The organism is Bradyrhizobium sp. 956_D2_N1_4, assembly GCF_052076025.1.
Lineage (GTDB): Bacteria > Pseudomonadota > Alphaproteobacteria > Rhizobiales > Xanthobacteraceae > Bradyrhizobium > Bradyrhizobium barranii.
In genome coordinates, this window is the sequence record NZ_CP197237.1 from 4,312,006 (window position 1) to 4,327,636 (window position 15,631).

At 64.3% G+C, this 15,631-nt stretch carries 19 protein-coding genes; 11 read left to right on the forward strand and 8 right to left on the reverse strand.

Features of this window, described 5'->3' with window-relative positions:
* Window positions 1-198 precede the first annotated feature (198 nt).
* Window positions 199-405: a hypothetical protein gene (locus AB7535_RS20470; protein ID WP_063982481.1), complete on the forward strand. Its 207-nt coding sequence runs from the start codon at window positions 199-201 to the stop codon at window positions 403-405.
* Between the two features lie 14 nt (window positions 406-419).
* Here the strand turns inward: AB7535_RS20470 and AB7535_RS20475 are convergent, their stop codons facing one another.
* A complete protein-coding gene (locus tag AB7535_RS20475) occupies window positions 420-1,127 on the reverse strand; it encodes a GntR family transcriptional regulator (protein ID WP_085398689.1) in 708 nt (235 codons plus the stop codon).
* A gap of 254 nt (window positions 1,128-1,381) precedes the next feature.
* On the opposite strand from AB7535_RS20475, the gene AB7535_RS20480 reads away from it, so the two are divergent.
* The 6 genes from AB7535_RS20480 to AB7535_RS20505 all read left to right on the forward strand — a co-directional run bounded on the left by AB7535_RS20480 (window position 1,382) and on the right by AB7535_RS20505 (window position 6,967).
* Window positions 1,382-2,368 carry an ABC transporter ATP-binding protein gene (locus AB7535_RS20480; protein ID WP_063982479.1) on the forward strand — a complete coding sequence of 329 codons (987 nt, stop codon included), beginning with the start codon at window positions 1,382-1,384 and terminating at the stop codon, window positions 2,366-2,368.
* 42 nt (window positions 2,369-2,410) lie between these two features.
* Complete coding sequence (locus AB7535_RS20485; protein ID WP_028150047.1) at window positions 2,411-3,700, forward strand: ABC transporter substrate-binding protein; 1,290 nt, start codon at window positions 2,411-2,413, stop codon at window positions 3,698-3,700.
* Between the two features lie 4 nt (window positions 3,701-3,704).
* Window positions 3,705-4,664 (forward strand): ABC transporter permease, encoded by a 960-nt coding sequence (locus AB7535_RS20490; protein ID WP_085398690.1) that lies wholly within the window; start codon window positions 3,705-3,707, stop codon window positions 4,662-4,664.
* Between the two features lie 3 nt (window positions 4,665-4,667).
* Window positions 4,668-5,546 (forward strand): ABC transporter permease, encoded by an 879-nt coding sequence (locus AB7535_RS20495; RefSeq protein WP_014494293.1) that lies wholly within the window; start codon window positions 4,668-4,670, stop codon window positions 5,544-5,546.
* A gap of 20 nt (window positions 5,547-5,566) precedes the next feature.
* Window positions 5,567-6,298, forward strand: coding sequence for an aspartate/glutamate racemase family protein (locus AB7535_RS20500; protein ID WP_085398691.1), 732 nt, complete (start codon window positions 5,567-5,569; stop codon window positions 6,296-6,298).
* A 177-nt stretch (window positions 6,299-6,475) separates the two neighbouring features.
* A complete protein-coding gene (locus AB7535_RS20505; protein WP_085398692.1) occupies window positions 6,476-6,967 on the forward strand; it encodes a hypothetical protein in 492 nt (163 codons plus the stop codon).
* A gap of 221 nt (window positions 6,968-7,188) precedes the next feature.
* Here AB7535_RS20505 and AB7535_RS20510 read toward each other — a convergent pair whose 3' ends face one another.
* The 3 genes from AB7535_RS20510 to AB7535_RS20520 all read right to left on the reverse strand — a co-directional run bounded on the left by AB7535_RS20510 (window position 7,189) and on the right by AB7535_RS20520 (window position 8,707).
* Entirely contained in the window at window positions 7,189-7,560 is a 372-nt protein-coding gene (locus tag AB7535_RS20510) for a hypothetical protein (protein ID WP_085398693.1), read from the reverse strand.
* Between the two features lie 206 nt (window positions 7,561-7,766).
* On the reverse strand, window positions 7,767-8,297 hold the full coding sequence (locus tag AB7535_RS20515) for a gamma carbonic anhydrase family protein (RefSeq protein WP_085398694.1): 531 nt from the start codon (window positions 8,295-8,297) through the stop codon (window positions 7,767-7,769).
* An 80-nt stretch (window positions 8,298-8,377) separates the two neighbouring features.
* Window positions 8,378-8,707, reverse strand: a complete 330-nt coding sequence (locus AB7535_RS20520; protein ID WP_014494286.1) for a DUF6949 family protein — start codon at window positions 8,705-8,707, stop codon at window positions 8,378-8,380.
* Between the two features lie 223 nt (window positions 8,708-8,930).
* On the opposite strand from AB7535_RS20520, the gene AB7535_RS20525 reads away from it, so the two are divergent.
* Together AB7535_RS20525 and AB7535_RS20530 are read left to right on the forward strand one after the other, a co-directional pair.
* On the forward strand, window positions 8,931-9,638 hold the full coding sequence (locus AB7535_RS20525) for a hypothetical protein (RefSeq protein WP_085401688.1): 708 nt from the start codon (window positions 8,931-8,933) through the stop codon (window positions 9,636-9,638).
* A gap of 72 nt (window positions 9,639-9,710) precedes the next feature.
* Window positions 9,711-10,106 (forward strand): PaaI family thioesterase, encoded by a 396-nt coding sequence (locus AB7535_RS20530; protein WP_231142235.1) that lies wholly within the window; start codon window positions 9,711-9,713, stop codon window positions 10,104-10,106.
* 116 nt (window positions 10,107-10,222) lie between these two features.
* Here AB7535_RS20530 and AB7535_RS20535 read toward each other — a convergent pair whose 3' ends face one another.
* Together AB7535_RS20535 and cysE are read right to left on the reverse strand one after the other, a co-directional pair.
* Complete coding sequence (locus tag AB7535_RS20535; protein WP_007602550.1) at window positions 10,223-10,441, reverse strand: DUF3126 family protein; 219 nt, start codon at window positions 10,439-10,441, stop codon at window positions 10,223-10,225.
* 124 nt (window positions 10,442-10,565) lie between these two features.
* Window positions 10,566-11,390, reverse strand: a complete 825-nt coding sequence (gene cysE / locus AB7535_RS20540) for a serine O-acetyltransferase (protein ID WP_014494283.1) — start codon at window positions 11,388-11,390, stop codon at window positions 10,566-10,568.
* A 277-nt stretch (window positions 11,391-11,667) separates the two neighbouring features.
* Here cysE and AB7535_RS20545 point away from each other — a divergent pair, with 277 nt between their 5' ends.
* On the forward strand, window positions 11,668-13,044 hold the full coding sequence (locus AB7535_RS20545; RefSeq protein ID WP_085401686.1) for a hypothetical protein: 1,377 nt from the start codon (window positions 11,668-11,670) through the stop codon (window positions 13,042-13,044).
* Here the strand turns inward: AB7535_RS20545 and AB7535_RS20550 are convergent.
* Both AB7535_RS20550 and AB7535_RS20555 read right to left on the reverse strand, forming a co-directional pair.
* Complete coding sequence (locus AB7535_RS20550) at window positions 13,030-13,785, reverse strand: alpha/beta fold hydrolase (RefSeq protein WP_085401623.1); 756 nt, start codon at window positions 13,783-13,785, stop codon at window positions 13,030-13,032. The two genes, AB7535_RS20545 and AB7535_RS20550, sit on opposite strands and share 15 nt — an antisense overlap.
* 114 nt (window positions 13,786-13,899) lie before the next feature.
* Window positions 13,900-15,036, reverse strand: coding sequence for a hypothetical protein (locus AB7535_RS20555; RefSeq protein WP_231142237.1), 1,137 nt, complete (start codon window positions 15,034-15,036; stop codon window positions 13,900-13,902).
* Window positions 15,037-15,366: 330 nt separating this feature from the next.
* Here AB7535_RS20555 and AB7535_RS20560 point away from each other — a divergent pair, with 330 nt between their 5' ends.
* On the forward strand, window positions 15,367-15,612 hold the full coding sequence (locus tag AB7535_RS20560; RefSeq protein ID WP_008562814.1) for a zinc-finger domain-containing protein: 246 nt from the start codon (window positions 15,367-15,369) through the stop codon (window positions 15,610-15,612).
* Window positions 15,613-15,631 lie beyond the last annotated feature (19 nt).

Below are 15,631 nucleotides of genomic sequence, written 5' to 3' on the forward strand. Positions count from 1 at the left end.
TGGATAGGCAAATGGGTAAGTGCACCTGTCGCACTCGCGTCGAACTCAAATTAAAACGCACTATCGATTTCGACCCGCCAGCAACGGTAGATTGCAACTTTCTCGCTCGGGAGTACGATCCTGCGCGGTCTACGCGACTTGAGCCGCTGGGCAGGAGGGCTTGCGGTCGTCTGTAGAATTCAAATGACGAGGCGTAACATGGTGGCGCAAACGAGTGACGGACGCATCCTGCTGGCCAAGAAGCTCGGCGGGCTCATCGCAATCATCTTGGGATGCCTGCTGACGGCCGTAGGCGTGACGTTCGAATACAGCGGCATGACTTTCGTCGGCGTGTTGTTGCTCGTCCTCGGAGCCGTCCTGCTGGTGCTCAAGATCATGAGGCGAAATCAGGAACGTCCGTTCTGACAGACGGCAGGCGGTCACACGCCCAGCACGTCGGCGAGCCGCAACTCGTCGGCGGCGGGATCCTTCAAGAACAGCTCGGCCTCGATCTCGTCCAGATGTGACAGCATCTGCACGCGCGCAGCCTGCTTGTCGCGCTTGCGGATCGCGGCGACGATGCCGGCGTGATGATCGGTGCCACAGGCCGGCGTGTCGTGGCGGCGGTAGAGCAGGATGATGAGCGAGGAGCGCGCGATCAGCTCTTTCAGGAAGCCAAGATAGATGCTGTGGCCGCTCATCTCGGCGACGAGACGGTGAAACTCGCCGGAGAGCCGGACCGAGGCGCGCGCGTCACCGCGCAGCTCCGCCTCGCGCTCCTCGGCGAGATGCTGCTGGAGGCGGTCGATCCAGGCCGGTGACACCGCATCGATCGCGTGATCGACGATGGTTGGCTCGATCAGGCGGCGCGCCTCGAACACTTCACGGGCATCGCCCGGCGTCGGCCGCGCGACGAAGGCACCGCGGTTCTTCTCGATGTTGACGATGCCCTCATGCGCAAGCTGCTGGAGCGCTGTGCGGACCAGCGTGCGGCTCGCGCCGTAGATCTCGCCGATCTCGTCCTCGCCGAGCTTCGTGCCCGGCAGCAGGCGATGCTCGAGGATCGCGGCGGTCACCCCCTCCCTGATACGGCTGACGCGATCGTTCGCATCTGGCGCGTCGGATTTCGGGTGAGTCTTGGCGGCCATGGGTCTGAGGGCTCGATCGGCGACGTTCGGCCTTGAATGTTAGTCGACGACCTGTATCCAATCACAGGCGAAAGTTTATACAATCCGCGCCCGTTTTGTGTGCAGCGAGGCAGACGGGCGCTGGGACGGCCGAAGGCGGCGGATTCGATCTAACGACCTGACTCTGCTGCACAGTTCTGGAATTCAGCCGGCCAAGGGCGGTTGGCACGGACCTTGCGGAGAGACGGGAGCATCGCCCCTCCCTTGGACACGCCATGGCCACTCCCGCCGCTCTCGAACTGGTCGCCGTCACCAAGCGCTACGACACGACACTGGCGGTCGACACCGTCAATTTGAAGATTCCGGCCGGGACCTATTGCTGCCTGCTCGGCCCCTCCGGCTGCGGCAAGACCTCGACCTTGCGGATGATCGCGGGCCATGAGGCGGTCAGCAAAGGCGACATCATTCTCGGTGCGCAGAACGTGACCGACCTCGAGCCCGCCAAGCGCGGCACGGCGATGATGTTCCAGTCCTACGCGCTGTTTCCGCATCTGACCGTGCTCGACAATGTGGCGTTTGCGCTCAAAATGCGAGGCGTCGACCGCGCGACCAGGCACAGGCGCGCCGGCGAATTGCTCGAGCTGGTGGCGATGACACCCTATGCGGGCCGGCTCCCGGCCCAACTCTCCGGCGGCCAGCAGCAGCGCGTGGCGCTGGCTCGCGCACTGATCACCGAGCCGCAGATCCTGCTGCTCGACGAGCCGCTCTCCGCGCTCGATCCGTTCCTGCGGGTGAGGATGCGCGGCGAGTTGAAGCGCCTTCAGCGCGAGCTCGGCATCAGCTTCATCCAGGTCACCCACGGCCAGGAAGAAGCGATGGCGCTCGCCGACCACATCGTGGTGATGAACCAGGGCAGGATCGAACAGCAAGGCACCGCGCGCGAGATCTTCCACCGCCCCCGCACCGAATTCGTGGCGCGCTTCATCGGCGGCCACAACGTCCTCAGCGACGCCGGAAACCTCATCGCCGTGCGCGCCGATCAGCTCGGCATCGCGCCGTTCGCCGAGGGCGCGTTCGGCGCGCCGGCGCTGCTGACCCAGACCGAGTACCAGGGCTCCTACATCGCCGTCTCGCTCACGCTCGACGACGGCACCGCCCTGTTCTCCCACCTCCCCGAGGCCGCCTTCGACGTCCACCCGTTCCGTCCGGGCGATCGCGTGCTGGCCACCTGGGATCCCGCCAAGGCGCAACGCCTGCAATAGCGCCGATCGATCACTGGAATGCGCAACAGAGGAGTGACTGATATGACCGAGACCACCAGGACGAAGGGCGTCAGCCGCCGCACGCTGCTCAAGGGCACCGCAGGTCTCGCGGGCCTCGCCGCCGGCTCCGGCGCCATCACCGGCTTTCCCTATGTGAAGTCGGCCGATGCGAAGGTGCTGCGCTATCTCGGCACCGCCGTGAACGAGGGCGACGACATCTCCAAGCAGTGCCTCAAGGACACCGGCATCAAGATCGAATACATCACCGCGACCACCGACGACGTCACCAAGCGCGTGATGACCCAGCCCAACTCCTTCGACGTGCTGGACACCGAATATTTCTCGCTGAAGAAGATCGTGCCGTCGGGCAACATCCTTGCCCTCGATGCCAAGAAGATCAAGGAATTCGACAACATCACGCCGGTCTTCACCAAGGGCGAGACGCCCGGCGGCAAGAAGATCGGCGGCCAGGGCACGGCGCCCTGGAAGGTGCTCTATCTCGAAGGCAAGGACTCCAAGAAGTTCGCGACGTCGGCGACCGAGTTCGTCACGCTGATCCCGACCGTCTACAACGCCGACACGCTCGGCATTCGTCCCGACCTGATCAAGCGCCCGATCAGCTCGTGGTCCGAGCTGCTCAATCCCGAATTCAAGGGCAAGGCCTCGATCCTCAACATCCCCTCGATCGGCATCATGGATGCCGCGATGGTCGTGGAAGCCACCGGCAAGTACAAATATGCCGACAAGGGCAACATGACCAAGGAAGAGATCGATCTCACCATGAAGGTGATGACCGAAGCCAAGAAGGCGGGACAATTCCGCGCCTTCTGGAAGGACTTCAACGAGAGCGTCAACCTGATGGCGTCAGGTGAGACTGTGATCCAGTCGATGTGGTCGCCGGCAGTGACGAAGGTCCGCTCGATGGGCATCCCCTGCACCTTCCAGCCGCTGAAGGAAGGCTATCGCTCCTGGGCCTCGGGCTTCTGCGTCTCCAAGGGCGTCTCGGGTGCGAAGCTCGAATGGGCCTATGAGTTCGTGAACTGGTTCCTGTCCGGCTATGCCGGTGCCTATCTCAACCGCCAGGGCTACTACTCCGCCGTGCTCTCGACCGCGAAGGCGCACATGGAGCCGTACGAGTGGGCGTACTGGATGGAAGGCAAGCCGGCCGAGAAGGACATCAAGGCGCCCGACGGCTCGCTGCTCGAGAAGGCCGGCGCGGTACGCGACGGCGGCTCCTACGAGGACCGCATGGGCGGCGTCGCCTGCTGGAACGCCGTGATGGACGAGAACGACTACATGGTCCGCAAGTGGAACGAGTTCATCGCGGCCTAACGTGATGGACACGTCAGAGGACATCCTGCAACAGGCGTCCCCGGGCTTGATCCCGGGGTCGGGCACGGCGCGCGCCGCGAAAGCGACGCGCCTGTCGCCGTCCTTCATCTCCTGGCTCCAGGCCGGGCCGATGATGCTGGTGTTTCTCGCCTTCTTCCTGATCCCGCTGGTCTTCGTCGTCATCGTCTCGTTCTGGGACTACAACGAATACCAGCTGCTGCCGGCCTTCTCCGGCCGCGGCTACACCGACACGTTCGAGGGTTGCATCGCGCAGCTCCCCGATCTCTGCACCATCGCCAAGACCTATCTGAAGACGCTGAAGCTGTGCTTCCTGGTCTGGGTCATCACGCTCTTCATCGGCTTCTGGGTCGCCTACTTCCTCGCCTTCCACGTCAAGTCCAAGACCTGGCAGATGGGATTGTCACTGCTCTGCACGATCCCGTTCTGGACCTCCAACGTGATCCGCATGATCGCCTGGATCCCGCTGCTCGGACGCAATGGCCTCGTGAACTCCGGACTGGTCAAGAGCGGATTGATCAACCATCCGCTGGAATGGCTGCTGTTCTCCGAATTCTCCGTGGTGCTGGCGCTGGTCCACCTCTTCACCTTCTTCATGGTGGTGCCGATCTTCAATTCGATGATCCGCATCGACAAGTCGCTGATCGAGGCCGCCTATGACGCCGGCGCCACCGGTTTCCAGACGCTCGTCAACGTCATCATCCCGCTCTCCAAGCCAGGCATCGTGATCGGCTCGATCTTCGTCATCACCATTGTGATGGGCGACTTCATCACCATCGGCGTGATGGGCGGCCAGCAGATCGCGGCTGCCGGCAAGATCATCGAGACGCGGGTCAACGCGCTGCAATTCCCGGCCGCGGCCGCCAATGCCGTGATCCTGCTCGTCATCACCTTCCTGATCATCACCATGATGTCGCGCATCGTCGACATCAAGAAGGAGCTCTAGGGCATGAAGGAGGGACGCCCGCGCTCGTTCTACGTGCTCGCGATCTTCTTCGCGGCCTATGTGCTGTTTCTCTACGGCCCGATGATCGCGATCTACGTCCTCTCGTTCCAGGGCCCGCAGGGCGGCCTCACCTTCCCGATGAATGGCGTGTCGACCTTCTGGATCGCAAAACTGTTCCAGGGCACCGGCATCGTCGATCTCGGCGCGGCCTTCCGCCGCTCGCTGCTGCTTGGCCTGATCGTGATGGTTGTGACCGTCGTGCTGTCGGTCGCCGCCGGCATGGCCTTCCGCCGCAAGTTCAAGGCGCAGGGCATTCTATTTTACTCGGCGATCGCGAGCCTGATCGTGCCCTCGATCATCACCTCGCTCGGCATCTCGCTTGAATTCCGTATCATCGACGACCTGATCAAGGCGCATTGGAACGAGAATTTCGAGACCTCGATGGGCCTGCTGACCTCGGGCTTAGGCGCGCACCTGACCTGGACGCTGCCGTTCGGCCTGCTGATCATGTTCGCGATCTTCAATCGCTTCGACCCGCGCCTCGAGGAAGCCGCGCGCGATCTCGGCGCGACGCCGTGGCAGGCCTTCCGTCATGTCGTGCTGCCGATCATCCTGCCCTCCGTGATCGGCATCGGCCTGTTCGGCTTCACGCTGTCCTGGGACGAGCTCGCCCGCTCCAGCCAGGCGATCGGGGCGGTGAACACGCTGCCGCTCGATCTCCAGGGCCTCACCACGACCGTGACGAACCCCGATATCTATGCGCTCGGCACCGTGATCTCGGCGGTGTCGTTCACCGTGATCGCCCTTGCACTCGGCACCATCCACATGCTCAACAAACGGCAGGCGGCCAAGGGCTCGGATGCCGGCCAAGGGCTTGTCTGACAAGGGGCTTGTCTGATCTGATGCGACTTCACGTCGTCAATCCCAACACCACCGCGTCGATGACGGCGAAGATCGCCGCTGCAGCACGCAGCGTCGCCCTGCCCGACACATTGATCGACGCGCGCCAGCCCGGGATGGGCCCGGTCTCGATCGAGGGCTTTTACGACGAGGCCTTCGCCGTGCCCGGCATGCTCGGCTGCATCCGCGACGCCGACCGCGACGGCGCCGACGCCCACATCATCGCCTGCTTCGACGACACCGGCCTCGACGCTGCGCGTGCCGCCGCGAAAGCGCCGGTGATCGGCATCGGGGAAGCCGGCTTCCACATGGCGAGCCTGATCGCGGCGCGCTTTGCCGTGGTGACGACGCTCGGTGTCTCCATCGTGCCGATCGAGCATAATTTGCGGAAATACGGCCTCGCCGAGCGCTGCGCGCGCGTCCGCGCCGCCGAGGTCCCGGTGCTCGCGCTCGAGGAGCGCAATGCCGATGCCCTCGGCAAGATCTCCGCCGAGATCACCGCCGCGGTCCGTGACGATCGGGCGGAAGCCATCGTGCTCGGCTGCGCCGGCATGGCTGACCTCGCCGCCGAGCTCGCCGCCACACATGGCCTGCCCGTGGTAGACGGCGTCGCCGCGGCGGTCACGCTGGCAGAATCACTGGTGCGGCTGGGACTGAAAACCTCCCGGCTCGGGCCCTATGCGGCGCCGCGCTCGAAGACCTATTCCGGACCGTTTTCGCCGTTCCAGCCTTGATCCCGGCTCTTTTCGAGGACCTTCAGGGGTCCCAAGACCAGCTGATTGCTGGTTTTTTGCCGTTAGCCTCTTTTTGGTCCCATTTGTTGCTGAATGGTAACACTTTCGGGACGTCCCGGCGACCTCTGGTTGCCGCACTTCGCCACTCACCAAGTTTCAATTTGGGTTTTGTCAGCGATGATCGATCTCGCCCAGGACAGGCCGTCCAACCCCCTCCTTCGCCTTGGCGCCCAGCCGATTGCGCTGACCGCCGCAGCCCTCCTGCTCCTCATCGCCGGCGTGACCTCGATCGCGATCTGGCGCGCCTCTACCGGTGCAACTCCTGAGACCGACCGCGTGGTGGCGTCGCGGCAGCTCCAGGCCCGCACGGCCCAGGCCTCCGAGCAACTCGTCGAGAAGACCAAGGGTCTCGAGGCGACCCAGCAGGAATCGATCGACCAGCTCCAGGTCGTGCAGGACCAGCTCCAGACGGTGAAGAAGCTGCTCGCATTCCAGCAGGCCGACACCAAGCGACTGTCCGAGCAGGTCACGACGCTGAACGAGTCCATCGACAGCCTTCGGCAGTCCTTTGCCAGCGCCCGGGCCACAGAGGCGGAGACACCCTCGGTTACCCGCAGGAAACCGTCGCGCCGTGTCCACGCCAGCGCCCGCAAGCGCTCGCGCGGCTAGCCGGGTCAGGGCCTGCGACTTAAATTTTTCCACATGTGAACTGGATCACATTCCCCCGTATGATTCCGCGCCATGCTGGCGGTTACCGGATGGCGTGAGCCGATTTCAATGTCCGGGGCTGGCAAGGTCGTTGACGGTATACTGCGTCAACGGCCTTGTTCTTTAGTGGGTCCAGTCTTTTGGTAGATCTGGCTTCCTAGTCTGGCTGAGCCTCGCGGCCGCTATTCGCAGACATCCACGCGGCGGACACGCCAGCCTGCCGGCGTCATGACCCGCTTCCGCACCACGTAACAGCCGCCGTAACCGCCGTCGTCATAGCCGGTACCATAGTAATAGGGATCGCCGTAACCGTAGCCGTAATAGCCGCCGTAGTAGCCGGCGCCGGCGATACCTGCCCCGATCGCCAATCCGGGCCAGAAGCCGCCGCCACGCCAGTGGCCGCCATGGCCCCAGCCGCCACCATGGCCCCAGCCGCCGCCGTGGCCCCAGCCACCGCCACCATGACCGAAACCGCCCCGCGCCTCAGCCGCCTGCGGCGCCGACAAGCCGACTGCCGCGACGGCCAGCGCCGCCATCATCATCTTGCGTAACATCACTCGATCCTCCGCGTGGAGACGTTCCACGCTCAAAGCGGGACCAAGCTAACGTCACCCGCGCCTTCCTGACAGCCTCACTGTCTCACTTCCGCGCGAGCATCAGCAGCCGCGATCGAAGCATGTGAATCCGGAGGAAGCTGACGCGCTGCGCGCGCGGACAGCTATGCGGCGGCCGCCATCTTCTCGGCGGCCCACGGCTATTTTCAGCCGATCCGCTTCAGGCCTTTCTTGAAGCGCGGGCCGTTGGCCACGTAGAACCTCGCCGCACTCCCCATCTTCTGCACCTGGGCGTCGTCGAGCGTGCGGATCACGCGCGCGGGTGAGCCGATGATCAAGGAGCGTTCGGGAAATTCCTTGCCCTCGGTGATGACCGAGCCCGCGCCGACGATGCTGTTGCGGCCGATCTTCGCGCCATTCATCACGATCGAGCCCATTCCGACGAGCGCACCCTCCTCGATCGTGCAGCCGTGCAGGATGACGTTGTGGCCGACGGTGCAATTCTTGCCGATGACCATGGGGAAGCCGAGGTCGGTGTGGCAGGTCGAGCCATCCTGCACATTGGCGCCCTCGCCGATCTCGATCCATTCATTGTCGCCGCGCAGCACGGCGCCGAACCAGACGCTCGCACCCGGCTTCAGGCGCACGCGGCCGATCACGGTCGCGGTCTCGGCGATGAAGTAATTCCCGTCGGCGGGAAGATCGGGTGCCTGTCCGTCGAGCTCGTAGATCGCCATGGGGTTCTCCTGTCGCGTCGACTCCAGCCATAGCGAAACGGCGACGCGGAGGCAAAGGGCCGCCGCGCCACGCAGCTCTGTCAGACCAGAACGCCGGCGGCGCGTAGCGTCATCAGGAAGAAGGTGCCGCTCATCATGCTCCAGAAGCCGGCGATGACGGTCGCCATCATCACGAATTCGACGCGGCGGCTTTCCACCCGCATGCCGCGCAGCGTGTTGCGCATGATGATGAAGGGCGCCGCGAACACCAGGAACGGAACCGCGGCAAACGTCTTCGGCGCCACGCCGTCCTGCAACAGGCCGAAGCCCGCCGGCCGCTGCGCAAACGCCTGGTATCCGTTCACGAGCGCGCCCGCGAGCGCGAAACCGATGCAGATCGAGAACAGAGAATTGAAGGCTTCAGGTGTCATCGGAACGGTCCGCCCTTACGCAACGCCGGAGCCTTCCTGTGACAAAGAGTGCCGGTTAACGCTACATTATCCTTAAGGGAAGGTTAACAGCGGGGGCCGATCCGCGCAGGGCCCTCCCCCGTCCCGGCGGCCGGGAACGCTCCGCGAATTCGCCGCCGCATGGCATATTCGCCGCTGATTCGTCGGCCACCGGCCGACTTCCCGGTTCGACTTGCGCAAGCTCATGACGATGTTTTCGGCAGCTCCCCTTAGGTCCTCCAGGACGCACCCTCGGGCGCATGTCGTCCCGATCGTGCTCGGCGGCATTGCGGCGCTGGGCGCGGTGGCGCTCGTCGCCTATTTGCTGTGGCCGACCTGGGGCTCGGGCGGCGCGAATGCGCCGGACCGGCTGCCGGTGAGCGTCGGCGGCACGCTGTTCAACGTTCCCACGACCGCGATCAGGATGAAGATCCAGCGGCACTCCGGGCCGCAGGAGCGCATCGATCTCGACTTCCTCTACCCTTCGCTTGAGCCGCCGGGCGCGCCGAAACATGTCACCGCCGACACCGTGGAAGAGGCGATGCAACCGATCGACCGTGTCTTCCTGTCGATATCGGCGCATCACGATGCGCTGGCGCCGGAGCAGCGAACGGCCACGATCTATCCGCGCTATCTCGACCAGGCCGCGACCAGTGCGGCGGACGGCCTGACGATGCGGATGTTCCGCGCCGACACGCCCTATGGCAGCGAGGACTTCTATTCCGCCGCAAGCCCCGCGCTGACCGCACGCTGCACGCGCGATGCCGCCACGCCGGGCATGTGCCTTTCCGAACGCCGTGTCGACGGCGCCGATCTCACCTTCCGTTTTCCGCGGAGCTGGCTGTCGCAATGGCGCGATGTCGCGGAAGCGCTGGACCGGCTGTCAGCGCAATTGCGCGGACCGAAGGGCTGACCCCCGATCGCTTTGCGCCGCATTGACCGGCTGATAGGCTCGTCGCCAACAACATCAAGCGCGGTGATCGACGTGACCGATGCAGCAGCAAACCTGCCTCCGGGCGCCCAATTGTTGGGGCGCGAATGGCTCGGCTTTGACGAGGGCGGGCGGGCCTTGATCCGCTTTCAGGCGCAGCTCGCATTCACCAACAGGCACGGCACGATCCAGGGCGGCTTCCTCGCGGCGATGCTGGACTCCGCCACCGGGATTGGCGCGCTGGCAGCGCTGTCTCCCGACCTGACAGTGGTCACCAGAAGTCTGGATACGCGTTTCCTGAAGCCTGCAGCGGTCGGAGCCATCACGGCACGCGCGCGCGTTGTCGAACGGACGGATCGCGATATGGTCGTGCAGGCCGAGCTCGTCGATGCGAACGGCATCACTGTCGCTGATGCCACGGCGCGGCTGCGCATTCTCGCGAAGAAATAGAACTACGGAACCGCGGAGTTAACGTTCGTCATTGCGAGCAGAGCGAAGCAATCCAGAATCCCTCCGCGGAAAGATCCTGGATTGCTTCGCTTCGCTCGCAATGACGGAGAGAGAAACTATTCCTGATCGACGAGATCGTCCTCGAGGATCGCCATCTGGAATTGGAACGAGCGATCATCATCCTCGTCATCGACGAAGAGCACGCCGATGAACTCCTCGCCGATATAGACCTCGGCGGAATCATCCTTCTTCGGCCGCGGCACGACGCGGATCTTGGGATTGCCGAATACGCGCTTCAGATACGCGTCGAGCTTCCTTACTTCCTTGACGTCCACGGCAAGTCTCCAATCGAAATCTGGGTTGGCGGGGTTTTAGGACGAGACGCGACGAACCGCCAGCATGAATTGCCAAAGAATTTGGGGACGAGCGGGGACGGAGAATCCGGCCCTTTTCTCTCGCTCAAAGTCCCATCGCGTTGATCATCTGATCCATGGTGCGCGACGGCTCGGCGCAGCCGGCCTCACCGACGATCTTGGCGGGCACACCGGCAACCGTGACGTTGTGCGGCACCGGCTTGACCACGACCGAGCCGGCGGCGATGCGCGCGCAATGACCGATCTCGATGTTGCCGAGGATCTTTGCGCCGGCGCCGATCAGGACGCCGTGACGGATCTTCGGATGGCGGTCCTCGTTCTCCTTGCCGGTGCCGCCGAGCGTGACGCCGTGCAGGATCGAGACGTCATCCTCGATCACCGCGGTCTCACCGCAGACGAAGCCGGTGGCGTGGTCGAGGAAGATGCCGCGGCCGATGCGCGCGGCGGGATTGATGTCGGTCTGGAACACCGCGGACGCGCGGCTCTGGAGATAATACGCAAAGTCCTTGCGGCCCTTCAGATAGAGCCAGTGCGCGAGGCGATGGGTCTGAATGGCGTGAAAGCCCTTGAAGTAGAGCAAGGGGTCGATGAAGCGCGACGTCGCGGGATCGCGGTCGTAGACGGCGACGAGATCGGCGCGGAAGGCGTTGCCGAGATCGGGAGCCTCGCGCAGCGCCTCGTCATAGGTCTGGCGAACGAGATCACCCGACAGCGCGGAATGATCGAGCCGGTCGGCGAGACGATGGATCACCGAATCTTCCAGGCGACTGTGATGCAGCACCGTCGAGTAGATGAAGGTCGCAAGCTCCGGCTCGCGATGGACGATGTCCTCCGCCTCGCCGCGGATCCGATCCCAGATCGGATCGAGCGTTGCGAGCTTTCCTCCCGGACTGACCTGATGCACTGCCATAGGATCTGCTCTTTCGAATTGGCTCATTTTGCTGGCTCTATACCACAGTCTAGCCGACGAAGTCCCGACGGGCTTGCCTGAGAGTGAACAGTGAGTTGCTCCGCGAAAGCACGCCAACGCCTTGAAACACAACAGTTTCTTCTGACGCCCCCAGGCGGCGAGGTCGGCTCAAAATGGTCAGGGTTTTGCCAAATTCAAGCCGGGCAGCGTCAAACTATTGGTGAATTCCGCCTCGACGGCTATTGCGGGCATGGTCGGGGAACACGACGGAGCGGATTTGAGCATCACCACCGATCAATTGCGCGCGGGCGCCACGGGCTCGCTTTGGCTGCGGCTGGCGGCGGTGGGACTGCCCCTCCTCTTGATCGCGCCGGCGTTCTGGAACGGCTATCCGCTGTTGCAATGGGATACCGGCGGCTATCTGGCGCGCTGGTACGAAGGCTATCTGGTCCCGAGCCGCTCCACCGTGTTCGGCCTCTATCTGCACTACGGCGAGAATTTCGGCTTCTGGATCAATCTCGCGGTCCAGTCGCTGGCGACGCTGTGGCTGTTGCAACTGACGCTGCGCGTACTCGGGTTGATGCAGACGTCTCGCTTCGTCGCGATCAGCCTCTGCCTGATCCTGTCGACCGCGCTGCCCTGGCTCGCGAGCATGCTGCTCACGGACATCTTTGCAGGGCTGTCGATCCTGTCCCTGTTCTTGCTGGTCGTCGGCGCGAGCCGGACATCGGGCCTCGAAAAGATCTCGCTGTTCGTCTTCACCGCCTTTGCCGCCGCAACCCACAGCGCCACACTGGGCGTGCTGTTCGGGCTCTGCGCCGCCGGCTGGATGGTGCGGCCGTTCCTCGGCGCGCGCCTGCCGCTCGCCGGATTGGCGCAGGCAAGCCTCACCATCGTCGCGGGCGGCCTGATGCTGGTGTCGGCAAACCATGCGCTGTCGGGCAAATGGGCCTGGACGCCCGGCGGCTATGGCGTCGCTTTCGGACGCATGATGCAGGACGGTATCGTCGCGCGCTTCCTGAGCGATCATTGCCCGCGCGAGCACTACAAGCTCTGTCCCTATCGCAACCAATTGCCGGCGACCGCCGACGAGTTCCTGTGGGGCAAGAGCATGTTCAACACGCTCGGCCGCTTCGAAGGCATGAACGACGAGATGGGCTATATCGTCGTGCATTCGCTCGCCGACTATCCGGCGTGGCAGGCCGGCGCGGCGTTGCGGGCGATGGGCCAGCAATTGCTGCATGTGGCCACCGGCGAAGGCACCAGTGTCTGGATCGGGCATACCTACGGCATCATCGAGCGCTACATCCCGGCGCAGATCGCGCCGATGCGCGCGGCGCGGCAACAGAATCACGGCCTCGATTTCGATCACGTCAACTGGCTGCACGTTCCCGTCGCGCTGGCCTCGATGCTGGCGCTGGTCGGGTTGCTCGCGCATGCGCTGGCAAGCCGCCGGCTCGACGATCTGACGCTGCTGGCGGCAACCGTCACGCTGGCGCTGCTCGGCAACGCCTTCATCTGCGGCGTGATCTCGGGTCCGCACGACCGCTACGGCGCACGGATGGTGTGGGTCGCGACCTTCGTGGTCCTGATGGCGCTGGCGCGTCGTTTCGGTGACGACGAGCCTGACGACGAGACCTCAGCCGCGGCGTGACAGGAAGTCGAGCACGCCGGTCTTGTAGACCTTGTCGCCGACCGCGCGCATGTGGTCGCGGTTGGGGATATCGAGCACTTCCGATCCCGGGATGATGGCGCCGAGCGCGCTGGCTGATCCTGCGACGTCGTCGGCGCTGCCGACCGCGATCAGCACGGGCACGTCGATGCGCGCGGCCTCTTCCTTCGTCATGAGGTCGCGGGTGCCGCGCAGGCAGGCGGCGAGCGCACGACGGTCGGAACGGGTCTGATCTGCGAAGGCGCGAAACGTGCGGCCGACCGGATCGGTGACGTCGTCGAGCGAGGGCGCCTCCAGCGCCTTCGCGACGTTCTCGCCGGGCCCGGTGCCCTCGATCAGGCCGCCGATGCCGATGCCGCCGAGGATCGCCGAGCGCAGGCGCTGCGACTCGTTGAGGGAGAGCCAGGCCGTCATCCGTCCGCCCATCGAATAGCCCATCATGTCCGCCTGCGGAATCGCGAGATGATCCATCAGCGCGAGCACGTCGCCGGCCATGGTCGGGATCGAGTACTGCGTGGGCTCGTAGAGCTTTGCGCTTTCGCCATGGCCGCGATTGTCGAGCGCGATGACACGGCGGCCGTTCTTGCGCAGTTCCGAGACCCAGGTCGGATAGACCCAGTTCACGTTCTTGCTCGAGGCAAAGCCGTGCACCAGGATGATCGGATCGCCCTCGCCTTCGTCGAGATAGGCAATTTCAACGGCGCCGTTGTGAAAGCTCGGCATCACATATTCCGCAATCTTGAGGGGAAAGGTTGATCTTAGAGCATGATCCGGAAAAGTGTGCAGCGGTTTTCCGGCAAGATCATGCCCAAACGATAACCTGAACCGTATCCCGGTTCAGGCCGTGAGGGCCCCGTCCGCCAGAGCGGCCTCGGCAGCGGCCTGCGCGCGGCGGAGCCGGCGCGCCCGTCTGCGATCACACCAGGCCTGGGTCAGGCGCTCCGTCGCCGCCTTGATCGAAGACAGCAGGCCGAACAGCGTCAGTGCCGCGCCGAACAGCCAGAGCGCCAGATCGAACATGCCGCCGACGAGCAGCAGCGCGCCGCGGCCGAGCAGCTTCATGATCGCGCGGGTCTTGCCGCCCTGCGCTTCCGCCAGCCGGGCCGCGCGCGCGACGTCCTTCGGGCCCTCGGCGATGCGCAGCGTATCCATGGCGCCGCGCGTGCCGGTCTTTTCGGCAACGCGGGTGACGTCCTTGCCGAGCCGGACCAGGGCACCGGCCTTCTCGGCGCGGAACGCGGCCTTGATCGCGCTCGCGGTCTCGCCGGGGCGGAACACCGAACCCTTGGCGACGGCGTTCTGGAGCATCGGCGTATCGACCACCTCACGCGCCGACCGGCCGGCCCATGCGGCAAGTCCCTCGCCGAGCCGTCCGACCTTGCGGGCATCCTTCACCAGCGTCAGTCCAGCGCGCACGGGCGCGGCGCCGCCGACCGACACGTAGGTCACCGCCGTCACCGCAAGGCCGGCGGTCGCAAGGCCGAGCACCAGATGGTCGGTGTCCTCGCCCATGGCGAGACGCTTGCCCTCGCGCACAACGTCCCTGATGTCGCCGATCACGAAGAGATCGCCGGCGACGGTTCCGGACAGGCTCGCGACATCGTCGGCGTTGCCGGTGACGAGACCGGTCGCGAACTGTTTGGCGAAATGCCGCGTGGAATTTTCTTCCTTGACCGCATCGCTCACACGGTTGAGGAGGTCGTCGGGCAGCGCGATGTTACGGTCACGCGCCAGCGCGACAAAACTGTCGGCGAGATCAGCGTCGCCGGCGGCGAGCGCGGCCTCGATATTGTCCTGAACCAGGCGGTCGTTCTGCCGCAGCAGCGCATCGAGCTTGAGCTCGGAGAGCGCCGCCGGATCGTCCTGGGCGGAGAGGAGCGCGCCGGCCTCGCGGGCATGCGGCGCTACCTGCGCGAGCATGAAGCTGCATGCTGCAATACCGGTCAACGCCGTGCTGATTCGCAGCCACTTCATGCCAAGAGTCATACCAAGAGTTGTGCCAAGAGCCTGGACGATCCCGAGATCATTGCGCCTGATGGTTCGTCTTTCGTCGCAATTCCGCTTGTCCAAAGACATAGTATGCCAAAATTGCGACACAACGTCCCCGACGAAAGAAGGGCTTCTCTCAGGCCGCAAGATTGTGTCGAATTTGCATGAGCAAATGAGCATGGGGCAATTGCGAACCTTTCGGTTCCGCTGGACTAGCAATCATCTGCACCCAACAGTATGGTCCGCGGCGCCTCAAAGATGCCGCGTCAGTGTTTGATTGTGTCTGCCGCCATTGCCACTCCAGGATGAACTACGATGTCCGACCATGTCGTCCCGCACTTCCATAACGATGCCGGTGTCCCCGTCATCGAGATCGGCTCGCAAGAGTTCATGTGCGTCGGCGCCAATCCTCCGTTCGATCATCCGCACGTCTTCCTGGACCTCGGCAACGACAACGAGATCATCTGCCCCTATTGCTCGACGCTGTACCGTTTCGCCGCCGACCTGAAGCCGGGCGAAGCCCGTCCGCCGGAATGCGTGCTGAAGGACAAGGTGGCCTGACCGCCTCTCACGGTCAGGG

Coding starts and splice junctions, on each gene's coding strand:
- AB7535_RS20520 (WP_014494286.1), bottom strand. CDS start 8,707: ATGACACCTGAAGCCTTCAATTCTCTGTTCTCGATCTGCATCGGTTTC.
- AB7535_RS20500 (WP_085398691.1), top strand. CDS start 5,567: ATGCGACTTCACGTCGTCAATCCCAACACCACCGCGTCGATGACGGCG.
- AB7535_RS20495 (WP_014494293.1), top strand. CDS start 4,668: ATGAAGGAGGGACGCCCGCGCTCGTTCTACGTGCTCGCGATCTTCTTC.
- AB7535_RS20525 (WP_085401688.1), top strand. CDS start 8,931: ATGACGATGTTTTCGGCAGCTCCCCTTAGGTCCTCCAGGACGCACCCT.
- AB7535_RS20475 (WP_085398689.1), bottom strand. CDS start 1,127: ATGGCCGCCAAGACTCACCCGAAATCCGACGCGCCAGATGCGAACGAT.
- AB7535_RS20505 (WP_085398692.1), top strand. CDS start 6,476: ATGATCGATCTCGCCCAGGACAGGCCGTCCAACCCCCTCCTTCGCCTT.
- cysE (WP_014494283.1), bottom strand. CDS start 11,390: ATGGCAGTGCATCAGGTCAGTCCGGGAGGAAAGCTCGCAACGCTCGAT.
- AB7535_RS20510 (WP_085398693.1), bottom strand. CDS start 7,560: ATGTTACGCAAGATGATGATGGCGGCGCTGGCCGTCGCGGCAGTCGGC.
- AB7535_RS20555 (WP_231142237.1), bottom strand. CDS start 15,036: ATGAAGTGGCTGCGAATCAGCACGGCGTTGACCGGTATTGCAGCATGC.
- AB7535_RS20470 (WP_063982481.1), top strand. CDS start 199: ATGGTGGCGCAAACGAGTGACGGACGCATCCTGCTGGCCAAGAAGCTC.
- AB7535_RS20550 (WP_085401623.1), bottom strand. CDS start 13,785: ATGCCGAGCTTTCACAACGGCGCCGTTGAAATTGCCTATCTCGACGAA.
- AB7535_RS20560 (WP_008562814.1), top strand. CDS start 15,367: ATGTCCGACCATGTCGTCCCGCACTTCCATAACGATGCCGGTGTCCCC.
- AB7535_RS20480 (WP_063982479.1), top strand. CDS start 1,382: ATGGCCACTCCCGCCGCTCTCGAACTGGTCGCCGTCACCAAGCGCTAC.
- AB7535_RS20485 (WP_028150047.1), top strand. CDS start 2,411: ATGACCGAGACCACCAGGACGAAGGGCGTCAGCCGCCGCACGCTGCTC.
- AB7535_RS20490 (WP_085398690.1), top strand. CDS start 3,705: ATGGACACGTCAGAGGACATCCTGCAACAGGCGTCCCCGGGCTTGATC.
- AB7535_RS20515 (WP_085398694.1), bottom strand. CDS start 8,297: ATGGCGATCTACGAGCTCGACGGACAGGCACCCGATCTTCCCGCCGAC.